We start from the raw sequence: 603 nt of genomic DNA, 5'->3' as shown, positions 1-603 counted from the left end.
ATACTCTAGACAAAGGCTGCTGGACGCCCGTAGAGAAATTCGGTACCGAACAAGGCTGGCAGGTTGGTACCGTCCATGCCGACGGCTCGTTTGATGTACGCCATCACGGCGAAACGGTCGGACACGTCGCTTGGGAACTGATGGGCGAACACAACCGCATGAACGCCCTCGCCGTTATCTCTGCCGCGCGTCATGCCGGAGTCGATATTCAGACGGCCTGCGAAGCTTTGAGTGCATTTAAAAACGTCAAACGCCGTATGGAAATCAAAGGTACAGTAAACGGCATCACTGTTTACGACGACTTTGCCCACCATCCGACCGCCATCGAAACCACCATCGAAGGCTTACGTCAGCGCGTCGGTAACGCACGCATCCTCGCCGTCCTCGAGCCACGTTCCAACACCATGAAGCTCGGCACCATGAAAGCCGCCCTGCCCGCAAGCTTAAACGATGCAGACCAAGTATTCTGCTACGCCGGCGGCGTGGACTGGGACGTCGCCGAAGCCCTCGCACCTTTAGGCGGCAAGCTGCATGTGGGCAAAGACTTCGATGCCTTTGTTGCCGAAATCGTGAAAAATGCCGAAGCAGGCGACCATATTTTGG

Annotated in this window: 1 protein-coding gene; it reads left to right on the top strand. The window is 56.4% G+C overall.

Annotated elements, in window-relative coordinates; genetic code table 11:
* Positions 1-603: glutamate ligase domain-containing protein (locus ACTHUR_RS15885; protein ID WP_440399625.1), on the top strand; the 603-nt coding region annotated here is incomplete at both ends.

It is taken from the genome of Neisseria sp. P0021.S007 (assembly GCF_051956855.1).
Note: the sequence above shows the minus strand (reverse complement) of the source record. Positions and strands in the feature narration are given on the sequence as shown.